General features: G+C 71.7%; 26 protein-coding genes and 2 pseudogenes. 20 read left to right on the top strand and 8 right to left on the bottom strand.

Annotated elements, in window-relative coordinates:
- Positions 1–32 precede the first annotated feature (32 nt).
- The 3 genes from HYQ63_RS10705 to HYQ63_RS10695 are packed head-to-tail and all read right to left on the bottom strand — an operon-like array spanning position 33 to position 2,154.
- A complete protein-coding gene (locus HYQ63_RS10705; RefSeq protein ID WP_257231792.1) occupies positions 33–710 on the bottom strand; it encodes a hypothetical protein in 678 nt (225 codons plus the stop codon).
- Positions 710–1,219: an RNA polymerase sigma factor gene (locus tag HYQ63_RS10700; RefSeq protein ID WP_179933610.1), complete on the bottom strand. Its 510-nt coding sequence runs from the start codon at positions 1,217–1,219 to the stop codon at positions 710–712. Before HYQ63_RS10700 ends, HYQ63_RS10705 begins: the two co-directional genes overlap by 1 nt.
- A gap of 59 nt (positions 1,220–1,278) precedes the next feature.
- A complete protein-coding gene (locus HYQ63_RS10695; protein ID WP_257231791.1) occupies positions 1,279–2,154 on the bottom strand; it encodes a LysR substrate-binding domain-containing protein in 876 nt (291 codons plus the stop codon).
- A gap of 125 nt (positions 2,155–2,279) precedes the next feature.
- On the opposite strand from HYQ63_RS10695, the gene HYQ63_RS10690 reads away from it, so the two are divergent.
- From HYQ63_RS10690 to HYQ63_RS10655, 8 genes are all read left to right on the top strand, one after another.
- Positions 2,280–3,248, top strand: a complete 969-nt coding sequence (locus HYQ63_RS10690) for a hydroxyacid dehydrogenase (protein WP_257231790.1) — start codon at positions 2,280–2,282, stop codon at positions 3,246–3,248.
- A 20-nt stretch (positions 3,249–3,268) separates the two neighbouring features.
- Positions 3,269–4,420, top strand: a complete 1,152-nt coding sequence (locus HYQ63_RS10685) for a mandelate racemase/muconate lactonizing enzyme family protein (protein WP_179933607.1) — start codon at positions 3,269–3,271, stop codon at positions 4,418–4,420.
- Positions 4,421–4,427: 7 nt separating this feature from the next.
- Complete coding sequence (locus HYQ63_RS10680) at positions 4,428–4,931, top strand: hypothetical protein (protein WP_257231789.1); 504 nt, start codon at positions 4,428–4,430, stop codon at positions 4,929–4,931.
- Between the two features lie 105 nt (positions 4,932–5,036).
- Positions 5,037–5,819: a sugar phosphate isomerase/epimerase gene (locus HYQ63_RS10675; RefSeq protein WP_179933606.1), complete on the top strand. Its 783-nt coding sequence runs from the start codon at positions 5,037–5,039 to the stop codon at positions 5,817–5,819.
- A gap of 88 nt (positions 5,820–5,907) precedes the next feature.
- Positions 5,908–7,218, top strand: coding sequence for a cytochrome P450 (locus tag HYQ63_RS10670; RefSeq protein WP_257231788.1), 1,311 nt, complete (start codon positions 5,908–5,910; stop codon positions 7,216–7,218).
- 76 nt (positions 7,219–7,294) lie between these two features.
- Positions 7,295–7,831: a VOC family protein gene (locus HYQ63_RS10665; RefSeq protein ID WP_179933605.1), complete on the top strand. Its 537-nt coding sequence runs from the start codon at positions 7,295–7,297 to the stop codon at positions 7,829–7,831.
- On the top strand, positions 7,824–8,627 hold the full coding sequence (locus HYQ63_RS10660) for a MerR family transcriptional regulator (protein WP_179933604.1): 804 nt from the start codon (positions 7,824–7,826) through the stop codon (positions 8,625–8,627). Before HYQ63_RS10665 ends, HYQ63_RS10660 begins: the two co-directional genes overlap by 8 nt.
- A gap of 149 nt (positions 8,628–8,776) precedes the next feature.
- Positions 8,777–9,613 carry an EamA family transporter gene (locus HYQ63_RS10655; protein WP_179939949.1) on the top strand — a complete coding sequence of 279 codons (837 nt, stop codon included), beginning with the start codon at positions 8,777–8,779 and terminating at the stop codon, positions 9,611–9,613.
- 33 nt (positions 9,614–9,646) lie between these two features.
- Here HYQ63_RS10655 and HYQ63_RS10650 read toward each other — a convergent pair whose 3' ends face one another.
- Positions 9,647–10,465, bottom strand: coding sequence for an NAD(P)-dependent oxidoreductase (locus HYQ63_RS10650; RefSeq protein ID WP_179933603.1), 819 nt, complete (start codon positions 10,463–10,465; stop codon positions 9,647–9,649).
- A gap of 228 nt (positions 10,466–10,693) precedes the next feature.
- Here HYQ63_RS10650 and HYQ63_RS10645 point away from each other — a divergent pair, with 228 nt between their 5' ends.
- Together HYQ63_RS10645 and HYQ63_RS10640 are read left to right on the top strand one after the other, a co-directional pair.
- Entirely contained in the window at positions 10,694–11,671 is a 978-nt protein-coding gene (locus tag HYQ63_RS10645) for a 5-dehydro-4-deoxyglucarate dehydratase (RefSeq protein WP_179933602.1), read from the top strand.
- Complete coding sequence (locus HYQ63_RS10640; RefSeq protein ID WP_179933601.1) at positions 11,668–12,843, top strand: hypothetical protein; 1,176 nt, start codon at positions 11,668–11,670, stop codon at positions 12,841–12,843. The genes HYQ63_RS10645 and HYQ63_RS10640 overlap by 4 nt, the downstream gene beginning before the upstream one ends.
- Positions 12,844–13,004: 161 nt before the next feature.
- Here HYQ63_RS10640 and HYQ63_RS10635 read toward each other — a convergent pair.
- A pseudogene (locus HYQ63_RS10635) lies at positions 13,005–13,298 on the bottom strand (zinc-binding dehydrogenase); the annotation flags it as partial.
- On the opposite strand from HYQ63_RS10635, the pseudogene HYQ63_RS10630 reads away from it, so the two are divergent.
- From HYQ63_RS10630 to HYQ63_RS10620, 3 genes and pseudogenes are all read left to right on the top strand, one after another.
- Positions 13,190–13,453, top strand: a pseudogene (locus HYQ63_RS10630) (helix-turn-helix domain-containing protein); the annotation flags it as partial. The pseudogenes HYQ63_RS10635 and HYQ63_RS10630 sit on opposite strands and share 109 nt — an antisense overlap.
- Positions 13,454–13,522: 69 nt before the next feature.
- Positions 13,523–14,713, top strand: coding sequence for an AAA family ATPase (locus tag HYQ63_RS10625; RefSeq protein ID WP_179933600.1), 1,191 nt, complete (start codon positions 13,523–13,525; stop codon positions 14,711–14,713).
- A complete protein-coding gene (locus HYQ63_RS10620) occupies positions 14,710–16,317 on the top strand; it encodes a VWA domain-containing protein (RefSeq protein ID WP_179933599.1) in 1,608 nt (535 codons plus the stop codon). The genes HYQ63_RS10625 and HYQ63_RS10620 overlap by 4 nt, the downstream gene beginning before the upstream one ends.
- Before the next feature lie 500 nt (positions 16,318–16,817).
- On the opposite strand, the gene HYQ63_RS10615 is transcribed toward HYQ63_RS10620, so the two are convergent.
- Together HYQ63_RS10615 and HYQ63_RS10610 are read right to left on the bottom strand one after the other, a co-directional pair.
- Positions 16,818–17,720, bottom strand: coding sequence for a serine hydrolase (locus tag HYQ63_RS10615; RefSeq protein ID WP_179939947.1), 903 nt, complete (start codon positions 17,718–17,720; stop codon positions 16,818–16,820).
- Positions 17,717–18,598 carry a LysR family transcriptional regulator gene (locus HYQ63_RS10610; RefSeq protein WP_257231787.1) on the bottom strand — a complete coding sequence of 294 codons (882 nt, stop codon included), beginning with the start codon at positions 18,596–18,598 and terminating at the stop codon, positions 17,717–17,719. The genes HYQ63_RS10615 and HYQ63_RS10610 overlap by 4 nt, the downstream gene beginning before the upstream one ends.
- 150 nt (positions 18,599–18,748) lie before the next feature.
- On the opposite strand from HYQ63_RS10610, the gene bla reads away from it, so the two are divergent.
- Together bla and HYQ63_RS10600 are read left to right on the top strand one after the other, a co-directional pair.
- Positions 18,749–19,687 (top strand): class A beta-lactamase, encoded by a 939-nt coding sequence (bla, locus tag HYQ63_RS10605; protein ID WP_179933597.1) that lies wholly within the window; start codon positions 18,749–18,751, stop codon positions 19,685–19,687.
- Between the two features lie 109 nt (positions 19,688–19,796).
- A complete protein-coding gene (locus tag HYQ63_RS10600; protein ID WP_179933596.1) occupies positions 19,797–20,117 on the top strand; it encodes a hypothetical protein in 321 nt (106 codons plus the stop codon).
- Between the two features lie 99 nt (positions 20,118–20,216).
- Here HYQ63_RS10600 and HYQ63_RS10595 read toward each other — a convergent pair whose 3' ends face one another.
- Positions 20,217–20,750, bottom strand: a complete 534-nt coding sequence (locus HYQ63_RS10595) for a kinase (protein ID WP_179939945.1) — start codon at positions 20,748–20,750, stop codon at positions 20,217–20,219.
- A 141-nt stretch (positions 20,751–20,891) separates the two neighbouring features.
- Between HYQ63_RS10595 and HYQ63_RS10590 the strand changes: the two genes are divergently transcribed.
- The 5 genes from HYQ63_RS10590 (at position 20,892) to HYQ63_RS10570 (ending at position 26,236) form a co-directional block, all read left to right on the top strand.
- A complete protein-coding gene (locus HYQ63_RS10590; RefSeq protein ID WP_179933595.1) occupies positions 20,892–21,560 on the top strand; it encodes a GntR family transcriptional regulator in 669 nt (222 codons plus the stop codon).
- 59 nt (positions 21,561–21,619) lie between these two features.
- On the top strand, positions 21,620–22,522 hold the full coding sequence (locus tag HYQ63_RS10585; RefSeq protein ID WP_179933594.1) for a dihydrodipicolinate synthase family protein: 903 nt from the start codon (positions 21,620–21,622) through the stop codon (positions 22,520–22,522).
- On the top strand, positions 22,519–24,261 hold the full coding sequence (gene araD / locus HYQ63_RS10580) for an L-arabinonate dehydratase (RefSeq protein WP_179933593.1): 1,743 nt from the start codon (positions 22,519–22,521) through the stop codon (positions 24,259–24,261). Before HYQ63_RS10585 ends, araD begins: the two co-directional genes overlap by 4 nt.
- Positions 24,262–24,377: 116 nt before the next feature.
- A complete protein-coding gene (locus HYQ63_RS10575) occupies positions 24,378–25,316 on the top strand; it encodes a carbohydrate ABC transporter permease (RefSeq protein ID WP_179933592.1) in 939 nt (312 codons plus the stop codon).
- A complete protein-coding gene (locus tag HYQ63_RS10570) occupies positions 25,313–26,236 on the top strand; it encodes a carbohydrate ABC transporter permease (protein WP_179933591.1) in 924 nt (307 codons plus the stop codon). The genes HYQ63_RS10575 and HYQ63_RS10570 overlap by 4 nt, the downstream gene beginning before the upstream one ends.
- Positions 26,237–26,248 lie beyond the last annotated feature (12 nt).

Here is a 26,248-nt window from a genome sequence, read left to right as displayed (position 1 = left end):
TGTGTCACCGGCGCTGTGTCACCGGCGCCGTGTCACCGGCTCGGCGGTGCGAGTCGGAGCGCCTTGCGGACGCCCGGGCTCAGTGCCACGTCGTTGTCCCGCGCGGGGACTGCCGTGCCGTCATCGACCGTGTACCAGCCCTGAGTGGTGTTCACCAGGAAGTAGCTTCCGTCATCGCCCTTTTCGAGCAGGAGGACGTACTCCTTCCCGGCGGTGAGGTCGGCGGTCTCGGGCCCGGAACCGGGGGTCGTGTAGGACACCTGGATGGCATCGCCCGACGGCTCGCCCTTGGCGGTCGCCATCACCTTCGCCGTGGCCACCGTCGTGGGGATGTCGTCGACGGTCTCCTCGCGTCCGGCGCCGAGCCGCGCCCGTACGATCACGGTCGCCGCGCCTTCCAGCCTGGCCGTGCTGCCGAAGTAGGGCTCATCGGCCATGGCACCGCCGCCCGGGCTCGCCGGGTCGGTGCTCGGGTTGGCCGGGTCGTTCTGGAGGCTGAAGAAGGTGACGCCGCCGATGGCGACGGCGGCCCCGCCGGCCACGGCGGCCATCAGGAAGCCCCGCCGGGGCGACCGGCGAGCGGGCGCGGGGGCGGTGGCGCCACCGGGGCCGACCAGCGCGGCCAGTTCGTCGGCGGCGCGCGCCGACAGGCCCTCGTGTGCCGCGTCCGGGACCGGGTTGGCGTTCTTGAGCAGAGGCTTTACGCGCATCACGCGGACTCCTCGGGCCGATCGTAAACATGACGGAACGCTTTGCGGGCTCGGTGCAGCCGGACCCATACCGCAGACGTACTGCACCCGAGGACTTCACCGGCTTCCGTGGCGCTGAGTCCGTCCCAGTAGCTCAGCAGCAGGACCTCGCGGTGAGCGGCCGGAAGCCGGTCGAGGGCGTCGAGCACCGCGTAGTCCTGGCCCGACGCCGGGGCGCGGCCCAGCGCGTCGGCGATGGTGTGGTGCAGCTCCGTCAGGCGTGCCACGGAGCGGTAGTGGTTGCTCAGCAGGTTGCGCGCGGTGACGAAAAGCCAGCCTGTCCCCACGTCCTGACCGGCCGTCATGCGCTCCCACGCGGTACGGAAGACCTCGGCGGTCAGTTCCTCCGCCGCTCCTCGGTCGCCCGATCGCCGGTGCACAAAGGCGCACACCCGCGGATGGTCGCGGACGTACAGGGCCGTGAACCGCGCGGCGCGGTCACGGTCGCTCCGCGTCTTCAAGGTCTCCACACCCGCTATATGTCGTGGACCCGGCGCATCCTTACCGATCGGTTCCAAGACTTTTCCCGTCAGCGACGGCCGAGGGCGTCGGTCAGGCGGTGGAGGGCCGGGTTGGGGCTGTCCGGGCTCCAGCAGGCGTGGAGGGTGACGGAGTGGGCGTCGGCGGCGGCCAGTTCGCGGTAGCGGACGCCGTGCACGCCCATGGTCATGATCGAGCGCGGGATCAGCGCGCACCCCAGGCCCGCGCGGACCAGCGCGAGCATGGTCGGCACCTGGGAGGTGAGCTGGCTGACGGCGTAGCGGTCCACGCCGATCATGGCGGCGCAGATGTCGTGCAGATAGCGCGAGCCCTCGGGGCTGTAGCCGATGTAGTTGTTGGTCACTTCGGAGAGGAGGACGGGCGCGGTGCCCTCGGCGAGGGGGTGGGTGGCGGGGACCGCGAGGACCAGGTCCTCCGAGTGGATCAGGACCGACGCGTACCCCTCGGGGATCGGCGGCCGGACGAGGCCCAGGTCGATCCGTAGGTCGCCGAGCGCGGTGAACTGCTCCGGGCTGACCATCTCGGACAGCTCGACCGCGACGTTGGGGATGCGGCGTTTCACCAGGTCGAGGACGTCGGCGAGGATCGCGTACGCCCCGATCGAGGTGAAGCCGAGGCGCAGGGTGCCGGTGTGGCCCTCGGCGGCGTGGCGGGTGGCGACGGGCGCGGCGTCGAGCAGCGCGAGGACCCTCCGGCAGTGTTCGAGGAGCACCTGCCCCGCCGCGGTGATGCGGGCGCCGCGGCCGGTCCGCTCGAAGAGGACGACGTCGAGGGACCGTTCCAGGGCCTGGATCTGCCGGGTCAGCGGGGGCTGGGTCATGTTGAGCCGCTTGGCGGCCCGTCCGAAGTGCTGTTCCTCCGCTACGGCGACGAAGCCGCGCAGCTGTTGCAGCGAAAGGTCCATGCCGTCAAGGTATCGCGCAATGCGAAATCGGGCTTGGACGCGCATAACGCCACGTCCTACCGTCAGGACACCAGCGCACAGCCGTCCGCCTCCGAGGAGCCAGGTTGTCCAGCATCGCTGTTGCCATGACCCCCCAACGCGCCGCCGACGTCTGCGGCCCCGACGCCCGCCGCCTGATCGAGACCCGTTACGAGACGACGACCTGGGCCGGGGACCGGCTCACCGCCGACGGCGTGGCGGCGCTGGCCGCCGACTGCGACGTCCTGCTGACCAGCTGGGGCACCCCGCACCTGGACGCGTCGATCTGGGCCGACGGGCGCGGGCCCAAGGTGGTCGCGCACGCGGCCGGGTCGGTGAAGAAGCTCATCGACCGGGAGGTGCTCGACCAGGGCGTCGCCGTGTTCTCCGCGGCGGGCCGCATCGCCTGGTCCGTGGGCGAATACTGCCTCGCCGCGATGCTCACCCTGGCCCGCCGACTGCCCCGGTTCGACGCCGCCGTGCGCGGCGGGGGCTGGAAGCAGACGGGGTTCCGGGGCGGCGAACTCGCGGGCCGCCCGGTGGGCATCCTCGGCGCCAGCTCCACCGCGCGCACCCTGATCACGCTGCTCAGGCCGTTCGGGTGTGACGTGGTGGTGTACGACCCGTACCTGGGCGAGGAGCGGGCCGCCGCGCTGGGTGTGCGGACGGCCGGTCTTGAGGAGACGCTGCGCTGCCCGTTCGTCTCGCTCCACGTACCCGACCTGCCGGAGACGCGGGGGCTGGTGGGCCGCGCGCTCATCGAGCAGATGCCGGACCACACCATCGTCGTCAACTCCTCGCGCGGCCCGGCCATCGACCAGGTCGCTCTGCTGGAACACGTCCTCGCGGGCAGGCTGCTCGCCGCGCTGGACGTCTTCGACCCCGAACCGCCCGTCCTCGACGCCGCCGTGCTGGGCTGCCCGGACCTGCTGTTGTCCCCGCACATCGCGGGGGACACGGTGGACGGGCACCTGGCGCTCGCCGGATATGTGCTCGCCGATGTCGCCGACTGGCTCGACAAGGGCGTCCGCGGACCCGGCTTCGTGGACCCCGCCGTGTGGCCGACGGCCGCCTGAGCCCGTTGGGAGAAGTGCACATGTCGCGTATCACGGCGGTCGAGGTCTTCCCCGTGGCCGTCCCCTTCGCCCGGCGGTTCGTGCTCGGCAGCGGAGCCGTCGGCACGCCGGACCAGGCCGCACCGGACCAGGCAGGCTCGGTGATCTTCGTACGGCTGACCACCGAGGACGGCGTGGTCGGCTGGGGCGAGCAGCGGGCCCTGCCCAGCTGGAGCTACGAGACCGCCGAGACGATGGCCGTGATCATCAAGCGGCACCTGACCCCGATCCTGCTCGAACTCACCCCCTTCGACGTGGAGTTGTTCCACAGCCGGGCGAACCGGCGGCTCAGCCCCGCCGTCTCCAACGGCTTTCCGTTCGCCCGCGCCGCCGTGGACATCGCCATGCACGACGCGGCGGGCAAGCTGGTCGGGCTGCCGGTCCACGCCCTGCTGGGCGGCGCGACGCGGGACGACATCCCGCTCTGCTCGGCCATCGGCGTGGGGAAGCCGTCCGCGGTGCGCGAGCATGCCCGGCTGTCGTCGGACTACGCCGCGTACAAGGTGAAGATCGGTGGGGACCTCGCCGCCGACGCCGCGGCCGTGGGCGCCGTCGCGGAGGTCGCGGCGGGCAAGCCGCTGTGGCTCGACGCCAACCAGTCGTACCGGCCCGCCGCGCTGAAGCGGCTGCTGGACGCCGTACGCGACGTACCGGGCATCGCGTGCGTCGAGCAGCCCGTGCCCAGCACGGACACCCTCGCCCTGCACCGGCTGCGCGGCATGATCGACCTCCCGGTGGCCATCGACGAGGGCAGCTTCACCGCCCAGGATCTGGCGCGGGCGATGCGGCTGGACGCCGCCGATCTCGTCGTCATCAAGATCTGCAAGGCGGGCGGCATCCGCAACGCCCTCAAGAGCGCCCATGTCGCCCAGGCGGGCGGCCTGGAGGTGCTGGCCAGCGGGCTGACCGACTGCGGTATCGGCTTCGCGGCGGCCCTGCACCTGTTCAGCCAGCTGGAGCTGGCGCTGCCCGCCGAGCTGAACGGGCCCGAACTCCTGTCGGATCTCTATGTCGACAAACTGGAGATCGTCTCCGCCACCGCCACCGCGATCGTCCCCACCGGCCCCGGGCTCGGGGTCGAGGTGGACGAGGAACGGATTCGCGCCGAGTCCCTGGACCTGGCCTTCGCCTGACACACCGTTGATCCAGCGAGGAGACGACGATGTCTTCTTCCCCCTGTTCCCGCCGCTCTCTCCTCAAGCTGGCCGCCGCCGCATCAGCCGCGCCTTCGAGCTGGTCCCGCTCGGCGGCTACCTGGTCAACACCGTCATCTTCGCGGGCGGGACGACGCTCCTGGAAACGGTCACGGCGGCGCTCGCCGCGTACGCCTTCGCCCGGCTCAGGTTCCCCGGCCGCAGCGTGCTCTTCGGCATCTACCTCGCCACGCTGATGATCCCGACGCAGGTCACGCTCATCCCGCAGTTCATCCTGGTGGCCAAGGCGCACGGCGTGGACACGTGGGCGGGGATGATCCTGCCGCACGCCTTCACCGCGCTCGGGGTGTTCCTGCTCCGGCAGTTCTTCCTCAGCATCCCCCGGGACTACGAGGAGGCGGCATTTCCAACAGCGACTCCACGCGGACGGCGTCGGTCGGCCTCCAGGTGTTCCAGTCCGCCAACGGCACCCAGTGGAACCTGTTGCTGATGGCGGCCACCATCACCACCGTGCCGCTGATCGTGATCTTCTTCCTCACCCAGCGGTGGTTCGTGCGCGGCATCACCATGAGCGGACTCGGAGGCCGCTGAACCCATGACATTCCTGTGGTCCGTCTTCACCAAGCCGTGGTCCCGGCTGCCCGGCGACGAGCTGGGCAAGCTCGTCGCGGGGCTGGGCTTCTCCGGCGCCGAGGTACCCGTCCGGGACAGCGCCCATGTCACTCCGGCGGAGGCGGAACGGCTGCTGCCCGTCTTCGCCGCGCAGCTGAGGGCCGAGGGGGTGGAGGTGATCAGCGTCGCGAGTGACCTCGGCGAGCCCGTCTTCGCGGCCTGCGGTGCGGCGGGCGTGCCGATGATCCGCGTCATGGCCGAACTCGGCCCCGACGGTTACGCCGCCTCCGTACGCCGCGTACGGCAGCGCCTGGAAGCCGCCGCGCCGCTGGCGGAGCGGTACGGCGTACGGGTCGGGGTGCAGCCGCACCACGGGCGCTTCGTCTCGTCGGCGCTCGGGGTGCTGGACCTGCTCGACGGGCTGCCGGTGGAGCACTTCCAGGTGGTGTGGGACGCCGCGCACGACGCGCTGGCGGGCGACGACCCACGGGTGACGCTGCCGCTGGTGGCGGGGCGGCTGGGGATCGTCAACCTGAAGAACGCCCTGTACGTCGCTGCTGATCCGGTAGATGGATCGGTCGGCGGCAACTGGAAGCCATGGTTCGTACCGGGCCGGGAGGGCCTGTCCAACTGGTCCGTGATTCTGGGGCAGTTGGCGGAGTTGGGCTACGCGGGTCCCGTATGCCTGTCCGGCCAGTACTCCGACCCGAGCGTCCCGGTCGAGGAGCGGTTGGTGGCGGATCTCGCGGCGGCGCGCGCCGCCTGACACGGCGTACCGTACGGGGCGTTGTCCCGAACGTTGTTGTCCCGAGCGTCGTTGTTCCGCGCGTCCGACGAGTGAGCAGGAGAGCGCATTGGCCACCACAGCCCCGCAGGGCGTCCCCGTCCCATCGCTCGACCCGGCCGCCGTCGAGCGGTGGCGCACCTCCTCCGGAGCGGTGGTCGACCTGCTGACCCAGGCACGCGAACTCGGCGGGGTCAGCGCCGTACGGCTCGGCCCGCGCCCCACGGTGCTGGTCACCGACCCGGACGCGGTACGGCACGTCCTCGCCCTGCACCCCGACCGCTACGTCAAGCGCTCCCACCGGGCGCGCGTGCTCGTCGGGGACGGGGTGCTCTCGGCCTCGGGGGAGCCGTGGAAGCGTCAACGCCGCCTGCTCCAGGCCCAGTTCACCGGAGCGGGCATCCGCCGCTACGAGCAGCGCATCGCCGCCGCCGCACGCCGCGCCGCCGACCGCTGGGCGGCTGCCGCCCGGACCGGCACCCCGACCGACGTCCGCGAGGACATGCGCTTCTTCGCCCTCGACACCATCTGGCGCTCCCTCACCGGCCACCCCCTCGACGAGACCACCAACCGCGAACTCGCCGCCGTCGAGGCGGTCGGGGCCGCCCTCCCGGCGACGCCCTCCGCATCGACCGACCTGGACGCGCTGCGCGCCACCGTGGCCGCCGACCTCGCGCGCATCGACGCCGTCGCCGAGCACGCGATCGCGGCCGCCCGCCGGGGAGAGGCGGGGCCGGAGGGCCCCGGCCTGCTGCGCGTCCTGGTGGAGGCGGGGGAGACCCGTCCCGAATACACCGACCAGCTCATCCGCGACGAGCTGGTCACGCTGCTGGCCGCCGGACACGAGACCACCGCCACCACCCTGGCCTGGCTGTACCTGCTGCTCGACCGCCACCCCGAAGCCCGCCGCTGGGCCCTCGACGCGGGCCCCGCGGACTCACCCGAGCGCGAAACCGCCCTCCGGGCCCTCGCCTCCGAGACCCTGCGGCTCTACCCCTCGGCGTGGCTGCTGCCGCGTCACGCCACCGAGGACGACACCCTCGCCGGGTACCGCGTCGAGGCGGGCACCGACATCTTCGTCTGCCCCTACCTCACCCACCGCGACCCGGCCCTGTGGCCCGACCCCGAGCGGTTCGACCCCTCGCGGTTCGCCGAGGCGGAGGAGGACCGCCGCGCCGTGCCCCATGGGGCGTACTACCCCTTCGGCCTCGGCGCCCGCGCCTGCCTGGGCGCGCAGTTCGCGATGCGCGAGATGGTCGAGCTGCTGAAGCACCTGCTGCCCGCCTTCGTCCCCGCGTTCCAGGCCACCCCGACGTCGACCGTCTTCGGCTTCACGGTCCGCCCGGACGGCGAGATGCCCGCCACGATCACCATGCCTTAGGCGGTCGTAAATGGCGGCGCGAGAATCATGGAATCGGCTTGACCCTCACGTTGCGTGAGGCTGAAAGGTGGGGTGCATGAGCGACTACTACAACGCGTTCGAGATGAGCCCCGTGCCCGCCCCCGGCCCGGATGCGGTTCCGCCGGAGCCGTTCCGAGGCATCTATGGAATGCCCGCGTTCGTGACGATCCCCACGAGCGATCTGGCGGAGTCGATGGACTTCTGGATTCGTGGGCTCGGGTTCTTCGAGCTGTTCAGCATCCCCGGCAGCGTTGTGCACCTGCGCCGGTGGGCGTTCCAGGACGTACTCCTCGTCCCGGCGGAGAGCGTTCCGGAGCAGACACCAGCGGTGAGCTTCAGTTTCGCGTGCGTGCTCAGCCAGGTCGATTCCGTTGTCGAGTCCTGTCGTGCGGTGCGCCCGGACTCGGTCGACGGTCCACGGGACACTCCCTGGAACACCCGCGATGTGGCGGTGACCACCCCCGAGAACGCACGCATCGTTTTCACTGCGGCGAAGCCCTTTGATCCGGCCAGTCAGGAGGCGCGGAACCTTGAAGCAGTCGGGATCACCCCACCGGACGTCGGTCGCGACGACAATGGGGAGCATGCCTGATGCCGCTGACGCCGATGGCCTGACCGTCGGTCAGGTCTCGGCGCGTCTGGGCGTGACAGTCCGCGCGCTGCACCACTGGGATGAGATCGGGCTGGCGCGACCGTCGCTGCGCACGGCTGCCGGATACCGGCTCTACACCGCCGGTGATCTGGAACGCCTGCACCGCATCGTGGTCTACCGTGAGCTCGGTCTCGGCCTGGACAGGATCCAGGCCATCTTGGACGACTCGACCGCGGACGTGCCCGGCGCGTTGCGCGCGCAGCGCACCCAGGTTGCTGAACGGATCGACCGTCTCCAGCAGCTCGGCGCCGGACTGGATCGGATGATCGACGCCCACGAGCGCGGCCTGCTGCTGACCGTCGAGCAGCAGGCCGCGATCTTCGGCCCCCAGTGGAACCCGGACTGGCCCGCCCAGGCCCGTCAGCGCTACGGAGACACGGCGCAATGGCAGCAGTACGCCGAACGCTCGGCCTCTCGCGGTCCGGAGGAATGGCAGGCCATCGCCGACGCGATGGCCGGCCTCGAGCGCGCCCTCGGGGATGCGATGGACGCCGGCGTCACACCTGGTAGCCCGGAAGCGAACCAACTCGTCGAGTGGCACCGCGAAGTTTTTGCTTCGTACTTTCCCCTCACCAGGCAGATGCAGATCTGTCTCGGCCGCATGTATGAGGCCGATCCGGGATTTGCTGCCCACTACGACGGCATCCGCGACGGACTTGCCACGTGGTTCCGTCGCATCGTCGACGCCAGCGCGCGCGCCCATGGCATCGACCCCGACACCGCGACCTGGCAATAGAGCGCGGTCCACCTTGAGCCCTTTGACCACCCGCCGCTCGGCGACCACCTGTTGTGAGGCCATTAGAATGTACCGCAGAGTCGATTATTTGACACCACCCGGTCGGTTCGACGTACGGTCTGGTCGTTCCAATCGCGAGGGGGATGACTGTGATCGCTCTGCTGCTGGCTCTGGGCAGCTCACTCGCCTACGGCTGCGCCGACTTCCTCGGCGGCCTGGGCGCCCGTAAGGCCCACGTACTGCGCACCGTGATGATCGCGGCCCCGGCGAGTCTCGTCATCGAGCTGCTGCTGTGGCCGTTGCTCGGCGCCTCGTTCAGCCCCGGCGCCCTCGGCTGGGGCGCCGCGTCGGGCGTCGCCTCGGCCGCCGTGTTCGCCCTGCTCTACCGCACCCTGGCGATCGGCCCCATGAACGTGCTCTCGCCGCTGACCGCCCTCGTCTCCGCCGCGCTGCCCGTCGCCGTCGGCCTGCTCCAGGGCGAACACCTGGGCGCCGCCGGGCTGGTGGGCCTGCCGCTCGCCCTGCTGGCGGTGGTCCTGGTCAGCGCCGGTCACGGCGCGGGCGCGGCGCGCCCCTCCCGTACGGCCCTGCTGCTGGCCTTCGGCGCGGGCGCCGCCATCGCCCTCCAGCTCGTCTTCCTGCACCAGGCGCCGTCCGACAGCGGTGTGGCCCCGCTGCTCGTGGGCCGGGCGGTCTCCTCGGCCGTCACCCTGACCGCGGCCGGGCTGCTGCGCCGCAAACTGGGCCCCGAACGGCCCGCGTACGCCATGTCGGCGACCGCGGGCATGCTCGACTCCCTGGCGAACCTCCTCTTCCTGCTCGCCTCCCGCAGCGGCGACCTCGCCGTCGTCGCCGTGATCACCGCCCTCTACCCGGCCGGTACGGTCCTCCTCGCCCGCGGCGTCCTCGCCGAACGCATCCACCGCGGCCAACTCGTCGGCCTGGGCGCCGCCGCCGTGGCCGTCAGCCTCCTGGCCCTGACCTGAACCCCTTGGTGTGACACCGCGCCCTCGGGCGGCTCAGTGCGGCCAGATCGGGGGGTTGGTGCAGAACGCGCCGCCCAGGTTGGCCTGGTCGGGGTTGGCCGGGTCGAGTTCGCCGTGTTCGGCGATGAGCTTCGCGGCGTACGGCTCCGAGTCGTCCTGCGGGTCGTAGCCCAGCGCCCGGGCGGAGGACAGGTCCCACCACAGGCGGGTGTTGTTCGAGCTGCCGTACACGACGGTGTAGCCGACGTCCTCGGCGGTGAGGGCCGCGTGCAGGAGGCGGGCGCCGTCGGCCGGGCTCATCCAGATCGACAGCATCCGGACGTTCGTCGGCTCGGGGAAGCAGGAGCCGATGCGGATGGCGACGGACTCGATGCCGTACTTGTCCCAGTAGTACGAGCCCAGGTCCTCGCCGAAGGACTTCGAGATGCCGTAGTAGGTGTCCGGGCGGCGTGGGGTGTCGATCGGGATCAGCGGGGCGTCGTCGCCGGCGGGGCGGGGCGTGAAGCCCACCGCGTGGTTGCTGGACGCGAAGACGATCCGGCGGACGCCCGCCTCGCGGGCCGCCTCGTAGAGGTTGTACGTGCCCTGGATGTTGGCGGCGAGGATCTTCTCGAACGGGGCTTCCAGGGAGATGCCCGCCAGGTGGATGATCGCGTCGACGCCCTCCACGGCCCGCCGCAGCGCGTCCTTGTCGGCGAGGTCGGCGATGATCGCGTCCGGGGCGTCGGGGATGGGGGCGACGTCGAACAGGCGCAGCTCGTAACCGTACGGGGGCAGCAGCTCGCGCATCAGGGTGCCCATGCCGCCGGCGGCGCCGGTGAGGAGGATGGTGCGGGGAGCGGGCGCGGACATGGGCGGATCTCCTCCGGGTGGGCGCGGGCGCGGGCGCCGGGTGGCGCTGGTTGGGCGTATATGTGCATCTCGTTCAGATGCATGGACAACGTAGGGATTGTGGGTGGGGGCGTCAAGGGTGATCGATGCGTGCGTCGACCCTTGACCGGTGCGCGACGGCTGCCTTACGGTGAGCGCGTTCATGAATATAGATGCCGGTCAGAAACGTGCACGCGACAGGGAGAGCCCGTGACCACAGCCCCCTCAGCCTCGGCATCGCTCGCCGAGCGCCTCGACGGACTGCTGTTCTTCCCCGTGACCGCCTATGGGCCCGATGGCGCCCTGGACCTTGCCGTGTACCGCACCCATGTGCGCCGGGGCATCGAGGCGGGCGCGGGGGCCGTTTTCGCGTGCTGCGGGACGGGGGAGTTCCACGCGCTGACCCCCGAGGAATTCCACGACTGCGTCACCGTGGCGGTGGAAGAGGCCGCGGCGGTCGAGGCCGCGGGCGGGGTGCGGGTGCCGGTCGTCGCGGGCGCCGGATACGGGACGGCGCTCGCCATCCAGTACGCCAAGCTCGCGGAGCGGGCGGGGGCCGACGGGCTGCTCGCCATGCCGCCGTATCTGGTGGTGGCGGATCAGGAGGGGCTGGTCCGGCATTACACCGCGTTGGCGGGGGCGACGGGGCTGGACGTCATCGTTTATCAGCGCGACAACGCCGTCTTCGCGCCGGAGACCGTGGCGCGGCTCGCGCAGGTGCCCGGGATCATCGGGCTGAAGGACGGGCTCGGCGATCTGGACCTGATGCAGCGGATCGTGAGCGCGGTGCGGGAGGCCGGAGCGGAGGAAGGGTTCCGGTACTTCAACGGGCTGCCCACCGCCGAGCTGACCGGGCTGGCGTACCGGGCGATCGGGGTGACGCTCTACTCGTCCGCCGTCTTCTGCTTCGTACCGGAAGTCGCGCTCGCGTTCCACCGGGCGTTGATGGCCGGTGAGGACGACGTCGTCAACCGGCTGCTGGACGGCTTCTTCCGGCCGCTCGTCGAACTGCGGAACCAGGGGCGGGGATACGCCGTATCCCTGGTGAAGGCCGGGGTGCGGCTGCGCGGTCTGGACGTGGGCGAGGTGCGGGCGCCGCTGAGCGAGCCGAGCCCGGAGCATGTGAAGGCGCTGACCGAGCTGATCGAGCGGGGCTTGGAGCTGGTGGGGGAGGGTGGTGTGAGGTGAAGTCCTCCGCCTTTGTGTACCCGTGGGACGTGGTGGGCGACCCGGACGCGGCGGCACGCATCGCCGACCTGGGCGTCCAGCAGGTCACCCTGGCCTCCGCGTACCACTCGACGCGGGCCCTGACCCCCAGGCATCCGCAGCACCGGATCGTGACGGCGCGGCATGCGGCGGTGCTGTACCCGGTGGACGAGGGCCGGTGGGCCGGGCGTGCGCTGCGGCCCTACGAGCAGACGTGGGTCGCCGGGGCCGATCCCTTCGGGGAGGCCGCGGAGGCGTTGGCCGGGGCTGGGCTGGAGGTGCACGCGTGGGTCGTGCTCGCCCATAACTCCCGGCTGGGGGACGAGCATCCGGAGATCTCCGTGCGGAACGTGTACGGGGATCGCTATCCGTGGGCGCCGTGCATCGGGCGGCCCGAGGTACGGGAGTACCTGGTCGACCTGGCGGCGGAGGCGGCGGTCCGGCCGGGGGCTTCTGGGGTCGAGCTGGAGTCGTGCGGGTGGTACGGGCTCGCCCATCTGCACGCCCACGACAAGATCGGGGGAGTGGGGCTGGGGGAGGAGGCGCAGTATCTGATGTCGCTGTGCTTCTGCGAGTGCTGTTGCGCGGGGTACGAGGGGCTGGGGGCGTCCGCGGAGGAGCTGCGGGCCGCTGTGCGGGGCGCCTTGGAGCCGGTGTGGGCGGGGGGTGCGCCTGGGGTGTTGAGCGCGGATGTGGCGGGCGTCTTCGCGGCGTGGCGGGACGGCGTGGCGAGCGGGTTGCAGCGGGACGCGGTGGCGGCGGTGCGGGCTGCGGCGCCTGGTCCCGGTTTTCAGGTGCTGCTGCATGCGGTGCCCTGGCGGCGGGCGGTGGGCGCCAACGTGGGCGTCGATCCGGCGGATGTGCTGGCACATGCGGATGGGGTGGTGTTGCCCTGTACGGGCGACGCGGCGGTCCGCGCCGCGGTGCTTCCGCCGTTTGTTCCGCACCGGGGAGATCCGCACCGGGGGGAGGGGACGGTGCTTGCCGCGAACTTCACGGTGGTGGCGGGGATGGGGGGTCGGCCGTCCTCGCTGGTGGATGATGCTGTGCACGCGGTGGAGTTGGGCGCGGATGAGATTCGGCTGTATCACGCGGGGTTGGCGTCGGATGGGGATTTGGCGGAGGTGCGGAAGGCGCTGGGGCGCCTGGGGTGACCTTTCCCCACCCCGCCCCTTCCCAGAACCGGGGCTCCGCCCCGGGCCCCGTTTGGGGGCTCCGCCCCCAAACCCCCGCCGGGGCTCCGCCCCGGGCCCCCGCTCCTCAATCGCCGGAGGGACTGGGAGGTGGGGCGTCTCCGCCCTCAAACCGCCGCTCCTCAATCGCCGGAGGGGCTGGATGGTCCGCGCATGGTGATGACCAGCTTGCCCGTGGTGCGGCCCGTCTCCCCCAGGGCGTGGGCCCGGGCGCCTTCGGCGAGGGGGAAGGTTTCGGAGACGTGGGCGCGGAGCCTGCCCCGGTCGACGAGCCCGGCGACGGCGCGCATCCCGGCCTGGTAGCAGGGCCCGGCGCTTCCGCGAGGAGACCGGCCTGGGCCCCGGCCGGTGGCTGACCCAGCAGCGGCTGCGGCGGGCGCGGCACCTGCTGGAGTCCAGCGACCTCCCGGTCGAACGGGTCGCCCACGAGGTCGGCTTCGCCACCGCCACCTCGCTGCGGCGCCACCTGGCGGCGGAGGCGGGAGTCGCCCCGTCGGCATACCGGCGCACCTTCCGCGCCTCGGGTCCGGTCGGGGGCGGCGTCGGGGAAGCGTCCGGACCTGGGGGCTGACAGGCTTCGTCGTAGGTTTCAGGGCGAAGGGTGTCGGCGCAATCGGGCGTTGCGGGCGAGGAGTTGTATATGGACGGGCAGGATACGGCCAAGCGGCTGCGGGCGATCGGTGATGAGCTGTCGGACCGCTTCTACGAGCGGGCCGACGTCGTGCGGACGTTGCTGGTCACGCTGCTGGCCGGGCAGCACTCACTGGTGCTCGGCCCGCCCGGGACGGCGAAGTCCGAGATGGCCCGGGAGCTTACGGGGCGGGTCGAGGGGGCGGCGTACTGGGAGATCCTGCTGTCGAAGTTCACCGCGCCGACGCGGATGTTCGGTCCCATCGACGTCGCCGCGCTCGCCCGGGGCGAGTACCGCCAGGTGTACGACGGGCGCGCCACGACCGCGCACATCGCGTTCATCGACGAGATCTTCAAGTGCTCCACGGCCGCGCTCAACGAGACACTGGGTTACCTCAACGAGCGGATCTACCACCCCGAGAGCGGCGGCGAGCCCATCCGTTGTCCGCTGATCGGGGCCATCACGGCGAGCAACGAGTTGCCCGGTGGGGAGGATACGGCCGCGATCTACGACCGGCTGCTGGTGCGGATCGAGGTCGGGTATCTGGCGGACCCGTCCAACTTCGCCGCGCTCGTGCGGTCCGCCGTCGGCCGCCCGGCGGAACCGGCGCGGACCACGGTCGAGCTGGCCGCGTTGCAGCACGCCGTGGCCGAAGACGTCCCGGCCGTGGACGTACCGGACGCGATCGTGGACGCCGTGTGCACGCTGCGGGCCGCGCTGCGGCGCAAGGAACTCGTCGCCTCCGACCGCCGCTGGCGGCAGGCGGTGGGGCTGCTCCAGGCGTCCGCGTACCTCGACGGCCGCGCGGAGGTCGGCGAGGCCGATCTGTCGGTGCTGATGCACGTGCTGTGGGATTCGCCCGCGCAGCGCCCGACCGTCGAGCGCGAGGTGCTGCACCTGGTCAACCCCGACGCCAAGGAGGCGCTCGACCTGGCCGACGCCATCGAGGAGCTGGAGGCCCAGCTCGACGCCATGGCCGGGCAGTCCCGCGAGGCGCTGAGCGAGTGGGTCATCAAGAAGGCCCACAATCAGCTCGCCATGGCGGGGAAGCGGCTGGAGAAGCTGCGCGAGGACGCGGCGAGGGCCGGGCGTTCCACCGCCGCCATCGACCGGGTCACCGGTCGCCAGCGTGCCGTCCGCGCCCGCGTCCTCACCGAGGCGCTCGGCATGGACGCGAACATGGTGCAGGCCCAGCCGTGAGCAGTCTCGACGAGCTGGCGCACCGGGGCGGGACGTGGCTGGCCCGGTCCGCCGCCGCTCCCCGGCGGCACACCGCGGCCGTGGTCGCGGACCGGTTCGACCGCGTCACCTGGCGCGATACGTACGAGCAGTCGGCCGGGCTGCGCGAGGTCGCCGAGGAGCTGAACGAGCGGTACGACTACGCCACGGACCTGCTGATTGATGTGTTCCTCGCCGCGTACAAGGTCGGCCCGCGGTTGCGGGAGCCGGAGGAGATGGACCCCTCGCGGCTGGTCAACCACCAGATCATCACCGCGCTGGTGGAGTCACGGCAGTTCGCCGAGCTGCACCGGGAGACGGCCGGTGACCCCTACGCCGCCGCCATGGCCGTACTCGCCCAGGCCGCCGCGCTGCGCGGGATGCTGGAACGCTTGCGGGGGGCCCAGGAGCGGGGTGAGCGGGCGGGGAAGGCCCAGCGGGAGGCCGAGGGCGCGGCGGGTCTGGTGGGCGAGGCGCTTCGGCGGGCCGTGGACGAGGGCGATGAGGGCGGTGCCGTGCCCGACGCGGCCGCCGACGCCGTACGACGGGCCATCGAGGACGCCGAAGCCGCCGAGGCCGCGGCGCGGCAGGCCGCCGACGGTGCCGCGCAGGCCCTCGCCGCGGCGGTCCCCGGCATCCGCGCCGCCGCGCGGAACGCGGCCGCGCAGGCCGCCGAGGGCGCCCGGGAGGAGGGCGCGCTGATGCGGGCGTGGGGCGTCGGCCCCGGCGAGCTGGAACGGATGCCGTTCGACCAGCGCGCCCGGCTCGCCGAACGGCTGGGCACCGGCCGTCTCGCCCGGTGGGCCGAACTGATCGGCCGCTTCCGGCAGATGGCCGTCGGTGAGCGCGCCCGCAAGGTGGAGAACGCCACCGGGGAACTGGTCGGCGTCACGCTCGGCAACGACCTCTCCCGCGTCATCCCCTCCGAACTGGCCAACCTCGGACTGCCCGAGCTGCGCGCGGTGTTCGCCGCGCGCTACGCCGCCGGGGAGCTGATGCTGTACGACAGCCAGGGAGAGCAGACCACCGGCCAGGGCGCCATCATCGCGTGCGTGGACACCTCGCACTCCATGTACGAGGCGGGGCCCGGCGGAGTCACGCGCGAGGCGTGGGCCAAGGCGTGCGCCCTGGCGCTGCTGGATCAGGCCCGTGCGGCGGGGCGTGACTTCGTGGGGATTTTGTTCGCCGCCGCCGACAAGGTGCAGGTATTCCGCTTCCCGGCCGAGCAGCCTGCGGGGATTGACCGGGTCGTCGACTTCGCGGAGACCTTTCTTGGCGGCGGGACCAGTTATCAGGCGCCGTTGTCGGTGGCGTGTGAGGTGCTGGGGGAGGAGTTCAACGATGCCGCGCGCAGGCGCGGTGACATCGTGATGATCACCGATGACGAGTGCGGGGTCACGGAGGAGTGGATGCGGGGGTGGAACGACGCGAAGCGGTTGCTGGGGTTCCGGGTTTTTGGGGTGGCGGTGGGTGCGGCTCGGGCTGCCGAGGCGGGGTCGGTGCTGGAGGCGTTGTGCGACAACCTTCGGGGGGTTGAGGACCTTGGGGATGTGCATGGTGCGGCGGATCTGTTCCGCGTGATCTAGGGCGGGGTGGCCTTTCCCCACCCCGCCCCTTCCCGAAACCGGGGCTCCGCCCCGGACCCCGCTCCTCAATCGCCGGAGGGGCTAGTTGTGCCCGGAGGGGCTGGGGTGCGCTCGGAGGGGCTGGGGTGCGCTCGGAGGGGCTGGGGTGCGCCCGGTGGGGCTGGGGTGCGCCCGGTGGGGCTGGGGTTGAGCCCAGAGGGGCTGGCGTGTGGGGCTCCGCCCCTGGCCCCGCCCGTCGGGCGCCGGAGGGCTGGGGTTAGGGCGTCTCCGCCCTGGGCCGTGTTCCTTAAGCACCGGAGGGCCTGGTGGTTGCGCCCGGAAGGGCTGGGGATGCGTCCTGCACGCCGGAGGCGTCGGGGGCTGGGTCCGGAAGGGATGGGGTATCGACGGGCTAGGTTGTGGGCAATCGTTCCGCTGGGCGGAACGGGTGGCCACAACCCGGCCACTCAGCCGCACCCGCCCGCGAAACCGTTAGTGGCACCCCCATGAAGCGCACCCCGTCACAGCTGGCGCAAGTGGTCGCGTAGGGCGCGGGCCACCTGGGACATCAGCGCCTCCGCGCCCGGCTGGAGCGCGGCCGGGACCTCGGACTCCGTCAGGGCCGCCACGGCGAAGGACTGGCCGTCGGCGTGCTCGACCACGCCCACCTCGTGGCGGAGGTTCAGCAGGGTGCCGGTCTTCGAGGACCACTTCGTGGCGTCCGAGCTGAAGTCCGGGGCGAGGCGGTGCCGCAAGACGTTGTGGGCCATCAGCTCGCGTACCCGCTCGGCCACCTCGGGGTGGATCTTCGACGGGGTCCACAGGGCCTGGAGCAGGTCGACGTACGAGCGTGCGCTGCCCGTGTTGGCGCGGGTCGTGTCGAGCTGCGGGACCCGGTGGCCGCGGCCACCCGTGCCCGCGCCGATGGCGAGGGCGTGGGCCAGGTCGACCTGGGCGGCGTCGAAGCGTTCCACGGGGGTGTCGGACAGCTCACCCATCGTGTGCCTGACGGTGATGTCGCGCAGCCCCAGCTCGTGGAGCAGGTCGGCGACCCGGGCAGGCGGGGTGAGGCCGAACAGCACGTCGGCGGCCGTTCCGTCGCTCAGGCAGGTGCTCAGGTACAGCAGGTCGTCGACGGCGACCCGCGCCGGGTGGCGGAAACGGCTCAGCCCGGTGGGGCCGGGTGTGGTGATCCGGCCGGGGTGTACGTCGAGCATCGTCGCCCCGTCCAGCTCGCCCCGCCGGATGCGTTCCACCGTGGCCAGCGCGAGCGGGACCTTGACCAGGGAGGCCGACGGGAGCTGGGTGTCGGGGTCGATGCCCAGTTCCTCTCCCGTGTGCAGGTCCCGCACGAGGAAGCAGCCGCGCAGGCCGCCGTCGTGCAACTGCCGCCGCAGGTCGTGGAGCAGGGCTTCGGTGTTCACCATCCAGATTCCGTTCCGGCGCCCAGGCAACGGGCCATGGCCCCGCCCAGGCGCGCTTCGATGTGCTGGGGGCTGCCTTCCGCGGTGGCGAGGGCGTACCCCCGGCCGAGGGGCAGTTCGCCGACGGGCCGCCAGTGCAGGCCGAGTTCCGCGGCCTGCGCGGGGGAGCACAGCAGCACGTCGTGCGTACCGAAGACCTCCGCCACGGCCGTGGTCAGGTCGGTCGCGGCGACGAGCTGGGCGGGCCGCAGGCCGACCGCGTCGCGCAGCCGGGTCAGCGGATCGCGGATGTGCGGTACGTCGTCCTCCGGCTGGATCCAGACGCGCCGGGCCGGGCCGGAGGAGGCGCGTCCGACGCGCAGCGTCTCCAGGTAGACGCGCTTCACGCCGGGGTCCACGGCACCGGCGAGCCCGAGCGGTACGCGCCACGCCGCGTCGTCCGGCACCACCGCGAGCAGGGCGGCCCGCACCTGCTCGGCGTGGAGGAGTTCCCGCCGCTGTGCCGGTGCCGCGACGCGGAGGTCCAGCGTGACGCCGAGCCCCCGCGCCTCGGCGACGAGCCGGGCGAGACCGGCCGTGGTGCAGATGCCGGGCACGGCGAGCCGCCACGGCTTGCGCTTGACGGCTTCGGCCTCGTGCAGCAGCACATCCGCCGCCTGGACGAGCTGCCGGGCCGTCGGCAGCATGTCGCGGCCGAACGGAGTGAGTACGGCCCGCCGCGACGTGCGCTCGAACAGCGGCTCACCGAAGCGTTCCTCCAGGGCGGCGACGCGACGGCTGGCCACCGACTGGGACATCCGGGCGGCGGCCGCCCCGACGGTGAAACTGCCGTGCTCGCTCACGCTGACGAACGCACGGCATGCCCCCACGAGATCCACAGCTCGCAACCCTATGCCAGGTCTGCGTTATGCCGAATCCGCATGAAGTGGCGCGTGAGCGTATTGGACCGCATGAGTGCCCGATGGCGAAGGTGTTCCCAACTCACCGGCCAACTCACCGGCTAAACGCCGGCCCTTGGAGGCTGAACCATGCGCTACACCCGTGCCCGCCGCACCGCCCTCGGTGCGCTCGCCGCGCTCGCTCTCGTCCCGCTCGTGGCCTGCGGCCAGAACAACGCCACGGCCTCATCGCCTACGGCCTCGTCGCCCGCCGCCTCGTCATCCGCGCCCGCCACCACGAAGCCGTACACCGGCGAACTGAAGGCCCTGGAGCGCGAGTTCGACGCACGGCTCGGGCTCTACGCCATCGACACCGGCACCGGGCGCGAGGTGGCGTACCGGGACGGTGAGCGCTTCGGCTTCCACTCCACGTTCAAGGCGCTCGCCGCCGGAGCCGTGCTGCGCAAGTACTCCCTGAACGGAATGAACAAGCTGATCACGTACTCCCGTGACGACCTGGTCGACAACTCGCCCATCACCGAGAAGCACGTCGACACCGGGATGACCCTGCGCGAGCTGTGCGACGCCGCCGTCCGCTACAGCGACAACACCGCGGCCAACCTGCTGTTCGACGCGATCGGCGGGCCCAAGGCGCTCGAACGCGAGGTCAGGAGGGTCGGGGACGACGTCACCCGGATGGAGCGCATCGAGCCCGAGCTGAGCAAGTGGGTTCCGGGCGACACGCGGGACACCACCACGCCGCGTGCGCTCGCCAAGGACCTGCGCGCCTTCGCCCTCGGCGACGACGTCCTCCGCAAGCCCGAACGCGCCCAGCTCACGACGTGGCTGAGGACCAACACCACCGGGGACGCCCTCATCAGGGCCGGGGTGCCCAAGGGGTGGGTGGTCGGCGACAAGACCGGAAGCGGCTTCTTCTACGGCGCCCGCAACGACATCGCCGTGGTGTGGCGCCCGGACGCCGCGCCCATCGTCATGGCGGTCCTGACCAACCGCGGCGAGAAGGACGACGTACACGACGACAAGCTGATCGCGGAGGCGGCCTCCGTGGTCGCGGACACGCTGTCGTAGGCCGGGGCGGGGTGCCACGCGCGTACCACGCGGCTACCACTCCCGCCCGGTGCACTGGGCGGTGCGGACGGACGGAAGTTCCTCCGACGCAGAGAGCGAGGGAGTACGCATGCGCATCCAACGTCTCGTCGCCACCGCCGCGGTGCTCGCGGCCGGGCTGGGCGGAGCGATCGTCTCGGCCCCGACCGCCACGGCGGCGTCGGGCCCGGCCCAGGCGGCGGTGACCCAGACCGACGTCACGCCGAAGTCCTGCCCGCCCCAAGCGCCGCCGCCGGACGCCGGGCCTCAGTTCCGGTGCCTGTCGTGGTACCCGACGGAGGCGGAGTGCAACGCGGGCGTCATCGAGTACATCACGCACACCCCGTCGAACGGCGGATACTGCCAGCCCGCCCCCGATGGCTGGTGGGGCTTCATCCACCCGGGCCCCTGATACCCGGGCACCTGACCCCCGGGCGCCTGATACCCGGGCACCTGGTACCCGGGTCCCCGAAAGCCTGGTTCACACCGCAGGTCCCCGCGAGCGCGCGTCTCAGCCGCGCTCGTGGGGACCTCGTCGTATCAGCCCGGATTCGCGCAGCACCCGCTCCGCCGTCTCCGCGAGCCCGCTCGTCGCCGGGACCACGGTTTCGGCGCCGCCCGGCAGCAGGTCCAGCGGGCGGTACCAGTCGCGCAGCTCGGCCTCGCCGTACTCGGCCGCCTGCGGCTTCGTGGCGTGGCGGCGCACCGTCTCGGCGAACGGCACGTCGAGGTAGTACGCATGGGTGCGGCCCCGGTGGTCGGCCCGCAGGGCGTCGAGCATCGCGCCGTAGCGGGCCGCGGACAGGATGCCCTCGACCACCACGTGGTAGCCGTGGTCGAGGGCGTAGCGGGCGACCGTGTCGATGAGGCCGATGTTCGCGCCGTCCGGGACGTCCCGCTCCCGCAGGATGTCCCGCCGCAGCGTGTCCTGGCCGACCAGCGCGAGGCCCCGACCGTAGCGGGCGCGCAGCTCAGCGGCGACGGAGGACTTGCCGGAGGCGGAGTTGCCGCGGAGGAGGATCAGCCGTGTCGTCGGGGAGCCCATTAGCACCTCGATGACGTTACAGGCACCGGAAGTTGAAGTTTCGTCAGTACCGTTGACGAATCCATGGGGCCGCCCTAACTTCATCGCGTCGTACTTCGTACGTCATATATGAGACGCGATACGTGAGATCTGAGAGCCACCATGGACATCGCCCCCAGCCCGATTCCCTCCCGTACTCAGTACGTGCTGGAAGCGGTCAAGCACGCCATCCTGACGGGACGGCTGCGGCCGGGGCAGCCGCTTGTCGAGACCGAGCTGGCCGCGCAGTTCGGGGTGTCGAAGACGCCGGTGCGGGAGGCGCTGAAGACCCTGGCGGGCCGGGGTCTGGTGGTCATGAGCGAGTACAAGGGCGCGACCGTCCGTACGGTCGACACCGCCATGGCGCGGGCCGTATACGACGTACGGCTGCTGCTGGAGCCCGAGGCGCTGCGGCGGACCGTCACCGCGCGGGCGAGCCTGGCGGCGGCGGGGGCCGCGCTGGAGCGTTCGGACGCGGCGGCCGACCCGGCGGACCGGTCGCTGGCCAACCGGGACTTCCACCGCTCGCTCTACCTCCCCTGCGGCAACCCGCTGCTGACCCGGATGCTCGACGAGCTGCGCGACCAGGCGGCGCTGGTGTCGGCCGTCGCCTGGCAGGCGGTGCCGTCGTGGGAGCGGGAGGCGCGGGAGCACCGGGAGATCCTGGCCCGCGCGCACGACGGGGACGCCGACGGGGCCGCCCGCGCGCTGCACCACCACATCTCGTCCTTCGTCCAGCGGGCCTTTCCCGACCCGGACACCACCGCGAACAGCACCGCCAACACGAACTAGCCCGAACACGAACCAGCTCGAACACGAACCAGCTCGAACACGATCCAGAGAGGGTCCGTATGGACTTCACACCGCTGAGAACCGCGCTCGCTGACGTCGTGGCGATCCCGGTGACCCCGTACGACGCCACGGGCGCCGTCGACCGGGCCACCTACCGCGCCCTGCTGCGCAGGCTTCTCGACGGCGGCGTACGGGCCGTCACCCCGAACGGCAACACGGGGGAGTTCTACGCCCTCACCCTCGAGGAGCGCCGGCTGTGCACCGAGCTGAGCGTCGAGGAGGCGGGCGGCCGGGCCGCCGTGCTGGTCGGGGTCGGGCAGGACGTGGCGACGGCGGTGGACGCCGCGCGGCACGCGCGGGAGGCCGGGGCGCAGATGGTGATGGTGCACCAGCCGGTGCACCCGTACGTGTCGCAGGACGGCTGGGTCGACTACCACCGCGAGATCGCGGAGGCGGTTCCGGAGCTGGGCGTGGTGCCGTATCTGCGCAACCCGCTGATCGAGGGCGCGGCGCTGGCGGGTCTCGGCGAGGCATGCCCGAACGTGATCGGCGTGAAGTACGCGGTCCCCGACGCGGCCCGCTTCGCGGCGTTCGCGCGGGACGCGGGCCTCGACCGGTTCGTCTGGGTGGCCGGGCTCGCCGAGCTGTACGCGCCCTCGTACTGGGCCGTCGGCGCCACCGGCTTCACCTCCGGCCTGGTCAACGTCGCCCCGAAGGTGTCGCTGGACATGCTGGGCGCGCTGCGCGCCGGGGACTACGCGGCCGCGATGAAGGTGTGGGAGCAGATCCGGCCGTTCGAGGATCTGCGGGCCGCCCGGCAGTCGGCCAACAACGTGACCGTGGTGAAGGAGGCGCTGGCCGCGCTCGACCTGTGCCGCCGCGACGTCCGCCCGCCCAGCCGACTGCTGCCGGAGCCGCAGCGGGCGGAGGTCGCCGCGCTGATAGAGGGATGGGCCCTATGAGCGACGCTGCGAGCCGTCCGCGCAGAAGACCGGAGGAGCTGCGCAGCCACCAGTGGTACGGCACCGAGGGGTTACGGACCTTCAGCCACCGGGCCCGCACCCGCCAGCTCGGCTATCTGCCCGAGGAACACCTCGGCAAGCCCGTCATCGCGATCCTCAACACCTGGAGCGACATCAACCCCTGCCACGTCCACCTGCGCGACCGCGCCCAGGCGGTCAAGCGCGGGGTCTGGCAGGCGGGCGGCTTCCCCCTCGAATTCCCGGTCTCCACGCTGTCGGAGACCTTCCAGAAGCCGACTCCGATGCTGTACCGGAACCTGCTGTCCATGGAGACCGAGGAACTGCTCCGTTCGTACCCGGTGGACGGCGCCGTGCTGATGGGCGGCTGCGACAAGTCCACCCCGGCGCTGCTCATGGGCGCCGCCACCGCCGATCTGCCGACCGTCTTCGTGCCCGCCGGGCCGATGCTGCCGGGGCACTGGCGCAACGAGGTGCTGGGCTCGGGCACCGACATGTGGAAGTACTGGGACGACAAGCGCGCCGGGCTCATCGGCGACAGCGAGATCGCCGAGCTGGAGCGCGGCATCGCCCGCTCGCCCGGCCACTGCATGACCATGGGCACCGCCTCCACGCTGACGGCCGCCGCGGAGGCGCTGGGCGTGACCCTGCCGGGCGCCTCGTCCATCCCGGCCGTCGACTCCGGGCACGAACGGATGGCCGCGGCCTCCGGGATGCGCATCGTCGAGCTGGTGTGGCAGGACCTGCGGCTCTCGGAGATCCTCACCCGGGACGCGTACGAGGACGCGGTCACCACCGTGCTCGCGCTCGGCGGCTCCACCAACGCCGTCATCCACCTCATCGCCATGGCCGGGCGCTCGGGGGTGCGGCTCACCCTGGACGACTTCGACCGGATCGCCCGTACGGTGCCCGTCCTCGCCAACCTGCGGCCCGGCGGCCAGTACCTGATGGAGGACTTCCACTTCGCCGGGGGACTGCCGGGCTTTCTCTCCCGGCTCACCGACCGGCTGCATCTGGACCGGCCCACCGCCGCCCACGCCACCCTGCGCGAACAGCTCGACGGCGCCCTCGTGCACAACCCGGACGTCATCCGGCCGCGCGACAACCCCCTCGCCGAGGAGGGAGGGGTGGCGGTGCTGCGCGGCAACCTGTGCCCGGACGGCGCGGTCATCAAGCACATCGCCGCCGATCAGCATCTGCTCGAGCACACCGGGCCCGCCGTCGTCTTCGACGACTACAAGACGATGCAGGCCACCATCAACGACCCCGCGCTCGGCATCACCGAGGACACCGTGCTGGTGCTGCGCAACGCCGGTCCGCTCGGCGGGCCCGGCATGCCCGAGTACGGGATGCTGCCCATCCCCGACCACCTGCTGAAGAAGGGGGTGCGGGACATGGTGCGGATCTCCGACGCCCGGATGAGCGGCACCAGTTACGGCGCCTGCGCGCTGCACATCGCGCCCGAGTCGTACATCGGCGGACCGCTCGCCCTCGTCCGCGACGGCGACCTGATCACGCTCGACGTGGCGGCGCGGGTGCTGCGGCTGGAGGTGGACGACGCCGAGCTGGAACGGCGCCGGGCGGCGTGGACGGCCCCGCCGCCCCGCTACGAGCGCGGCTACGGGGCGCTCTACCAGGAGCACATGACCCAGGCCGACACCGGCTGCGACTTCCGCTTCCTGGCCCGGGACGGTGCGGTGCCGGAACCGTACGCGGGCTGAGCCCGCAGCCTGATCGAAAAAATTTTTGCACGGTATTTCGAACGTCGTACGGAAAGCGCTTCCTCGCACACGAATCGCCGCAGTAAGCGCTTCCCCCTGAGAACGGAGAAGCAGTCATGGCCAACGCCGTGGCGAAACAACCCCGGGTCGCTCCCCGCGGCAGCCGGCGGCGTACGGGAGCGACACCACGCCGCCTCCCGTACCTGCTGATCGCCCCCGCCGGGCTGCTGATGCTGGGCTTCATCGCCTATCCGATGCTCAGCGTCCTCTACTACAGCCTTCAGAACTACAACGTCACCAAGCCCTGGCGGAACGGCTACGCGGGCTTCGAGAACTTCACCCGCATCTTCACCGACGACCCGCAGTTCTGGGACGCGCTGGCCTTCAGCGGCAAATGGGTCGTCACCGAGGTGCTGCTCCAGCTCGTCCTCGGCGTCGCGCTCGCCCTGCTGGTCAACCAGACCTTCATCGGACGCGGCATCGCCCGCGCCCTGGTCTTCTCGCCCTGGGCCGTCTCCGGGGTGCTGACCACCACCATCTGGATGCTGCTGTACAACCCGTCGACCGGCATCAGCCGCTATCTCGCGGACGCCGGGATCGGCACGTACGGCACCTCCGTGCTCTCCGACACCGGCACCGTCTTCTGGGCCGCCGTCCTCGCCGAACTCTGGCGCGGCGTCCCCTTCTTCGCCATCCTCATCCTCGCCGACCTCCAGTCCATCCCCAAGGACCTGTACGAGGCGGCCTCGGTCGACGGCGCCGGGCGGGCGCGGCAGTTCTTCCACATCACACTGCCGCACCTGAAGGACGCCATCGTGCTGTCGACGCTGCTGCGCGGGGTGTGGGAGTTCAACAACGTCGACCTGCTCTACACCCTCACCGGCGGCGGTCCGGCCGGGCAGACCACCACGCTGCCGCTGTACGTCGCCAACACCGGGATCAACGGCCACGACTTCGGCTACGCCTCCGCGCTGACCACCGTCGCCTTCGTGATCCTCCTCTTCTGCTCGATCCTCTATCTGCGCCTGAGCAAGTTCGGAGGCGACACCAAGTGAGAGCCGCACCCGCACCCGCGCTCGCGGAGCAGGGCGCCGACCCGGCCGCGACCGCACCCGCAGCCCCCGTCCCGCCCGCCGGCTCCGGCAAGCGGCGCGGACGCTCGGTCGACGACGGCGTACCGCGCTGGCAGATCTACGCGCCGCTGGGCCTGTACCTGCTGTTCACCCTCGTCCCCTTCTACTGGATGCTGCTCTTCGCGCTCCGCCCCGCGGGCTCCACCTCGCTGGTGCCGTGGCCGGTCACCGGGGAGCACTTCGCGAAGGTCTGGAACGAGCGCGCCTTCGGGACCTTCTTCCAGAACAGCATGATCGTCGGCGTTGCGTCGCTGCTGATGACGACCGTGGTCGCGCTCGCGGGGGGCTATGCGCTCGCCCGCTTCGACTTCCGCATCAAGAAGGGCTTCATGCTGGCCCTGCTCGCGTCGCAGTTCATCCCGGGCGCGCTGATGCTCGTACCGCTCTTCGAGATCTTCAAGAACCTCCAGATGATCAACTCGCTGGGGAGTGTGATCATCGCGGAGACCGTCTTCCAACTGCCCCTGTCCATCATCCTCATCAGCGGCTTCATCAGGAACGTGCCGGTCTCCCTGGAGGAACAGGCCTGGGTCGACGGCTGCGGGCGGCTGCGGGCCTTCGGCGCGGTGGTGCTGCCGCTGCTGCGGCCCGGCCTGATCGCGGTCGGCTCCTTCGCCTTCGTGCACAGCTGGAACCACTTCCTGTTCGCGCTGATGTTCCTCAGCTCGCAGGACATGCAGACCATCCCGGTCGGCCTCAACACCCTCATCGGCGCCGACAGCGTCGACCTGGGCGCCCTCGCGGCGGGCGGAGTGATCGCGGCGGTGCCGGTCGTCATCGTCTTCGCCTTCATCCAGAAGTGGCTGATCACCGGCTTCAGCGCGGGCGCCGTCAAGGGCTGAGCACCCGTCAGT

Source organism: Streptomyces sp. Rer75, assembly GCF_013414305.1.
GTDB lineage: Bacteria > Actinomycetota > Actinomycetes > Streptomycetales > Streptomycetaceae > Streptomyces > Streptomyces himastatinicus.
Note: the sequence above shows the minus strand (reverse complement) of the source record. Positions and strands in the feature narration are given on the sequence as shown.

Coding starts and splice junctions, on each gene's coding strand:
- HYQ63_RS10705 (WP_257231792.1), bottom strand. CDS start 710: ATGCGCGTAAAGCCTCTGCTCAAGAACGCCAACCCGGTCCCGGACGCG.
- HYQ63_RS10695 (WP_257231791.1), bottom strand. CDS start 2,154: ATGGACCTTTCGCTGCAACAGCTGCGCGGCTTCGTCGCCGTAGCGGAG.
- HYQ63_RS10690 (WP_257231790.1), top strand. CDS start 2,280: ATGACCCCCCAACGCGCCGCCGACGTCTGCGGCCCCGACGCCCGCCGC.
- HYQ63_RS10685 (WP_179933607.1), top strand. CDS start 3,269: ATGTCGCGTATCACGGCGGTCGAGGTCTTCCCCGTGGCCGTCCCCTTC.
- HYQ63_RS10675 (WP_179933606.1), top strand. CDS start 5,037: ATGACATTCCTGTGGTCCGTCTTCACCAAGCCGTGGTCCCGGCTGCCC.
- HYQ63_RS10665 (WP_179933605.1), top strand. CDS start 7,295: ATGAGCGACTACTACAACGCGTTCGAGATGAGCCCCGTGCCCGCCCCC.
- HYQ63_RS10660 (WP_179933604.1), top strand. CDS start 7,824: ATGCCTGATGCCGCTGACGCCGATGGCCTGACCGTCGGTCAGGTCTCG.
- HYQ63_RS10650 (WP_179933603.1), bottom strand. CDS start 10,465: ATGTCCGCGCCCGCTCCCCGCACCATCCTCCTCACCGGCGCCGCCGGC.
- HYQ63_RS10625 (WP_179933600.1), top strand. CDS start 13,523: ATGGACGGGCAGGATACGGCCAAGCGGCTGCGGGCGATCGGTGATGAG.
- bla (WP_179933597.1), top strand. CDS start 18,749: ATGCGCTACACCCGTGCCCGCCGCACCGCCCTCGGTGCGCTCGCCGCG.
- HYQ63_RS10600 (WP_179933596.1), top strand. CDS start 19,797: ATGCGCATCCAACGTCTCGTCGCCACCGCCGCGGTGCTCGCGGCCGGG.
- HYQ63_RS10595 (WP_179939945.1), bottom strand. CDS start 20,750: ATGGGCTCCCCGACGACACGGCTGATCCTCCTCCGCGGCAACTCCGCC.
- HYQ63_RS10590 (WP_179933595.1), top strand. CDS start 20,892: ATGGACATCGCCCCCAGCCCGATTCCCTCCCGTACTCAGTACGTGCTG.
- HYQ63_RS10585 (WP_179933594.1), top strand. CDS start 21,620: ATGGACTTCACACCGCTGAGAACCGCGCTCGCTGACGTCGTGGCGATC.
- araD (WP_179933593.1), top strand. CDS start 22,519: ATGAGCGACGCTGCGAGCCGTCCGCGCAGAAGACCGGAGGAGCTGCGC.
- HYQ63_RS10575 (WP_179933592.1), top strand. CDS start 24,378: ATGGCCAACGCCGTGGCGAAACAACCCCGGGTCGCTCCCCGCGGCAGC.